Here is a 1,045-nt window from a genome sequence, read left to right on the forward strand (position 1 = left end):
CTCCGCAAGCTTCGCCAGCAGCCAAAACAACGGGGGGAGAGGGGACGCTGGCCGGTCACCACGAGCCGCCCCCCTCACCGGCGAAACTTCTTGGTCCGCGCCCGCACCCGTCTCCAGCCGCCGCTTGACAGACATAGAAGCGTCGGGGGGAGAGGGGACGCTGGCCGGTCACCTGAGCCGCCCCACCCACCGAATCCTTGGGCACAAAGGAGCAACACCATGAACACCACACCCACCCTCGAAATGCTCGACCCCGCCACCCTGACCGTGGACATCAACGTCCGCAAAGACGCCGCCCTGACCCCGGACTTCATTGCGAGCATTGCCGAACACGGCGTGATGGAACCCGTCATCGCCCACCGCAAAGACGACGGGACCGTGCATGTCCTGATGGGACAGCGCCGCACCCGCGCCGCCGTTGAAGCCGGGCGCACCAGCATCCCGGTGATGATCATCGAGACCCCCGAGGAAGCCGAACGCATCGTGACCCAGGTCGTGGAGAACATCCAGCGCGCCGAACTGACCGAAGCGGACGAAGCCGACGCCTACCACCAACTGTCCCTGATCGGCGTCTCAGCCGCCGCGATCGCCAAGAAGACCGGGCGCACCAAGACCACCGTGGAAGGTGCGCTGAAGGCCAAGTCCTCGAGCGCCGGATCCGCCGCCCTGGGCAAGGGATACACCATCGATGAAGCGCTCATCATGGCCGAATTTGAAGGGAACCAGGACGCGACCGAGGAACTGGAATCCGTGATCGCGGACGAACCCGATCAGCTCCTGCACGCCGCGCAGATGCTGCGGGACCGCCGCGACCGCGCCGCAGCCCTCGCCGCACTCATCGCCGAGCTCGAGGCGGAGGGCAAGAGGATCGTGGAGGACGCCGGGAACTACTCCAGCGAAGAGAACCTGTACGTCTCGGCCGCGAAGCGGGCCGACGGGGAACCGGCCACCGACGAGGACGCCAACGCCTACCTGATCAGCACCGACTACCGGGGCCAGCACAAAGCCAACCCCGTCATCACCGGCTGGAAGGACCTGGGCTTCA

Annotated in this window: 1 protein-coding gene; it reads left to right on the forward strand. The window is 66.4% G+C overall.

Annotated features, from left to right (window positions below; all coding sequences use genetic code 11):
* Positions 1 to 219: 219 nt before the first annotated feature.
* Positions 220 to 1,045: ParB/RepB/Spo0J family partition protein (locus AC1DKQ_RS22380; RefSeq protein ID WP_476920278.1), on the forward strand; the 826-nt coding region annotated here is incomplete at its 3' end.

The organism is Arthrobacter sp. 05L421, from assembly GCF_056397785.1.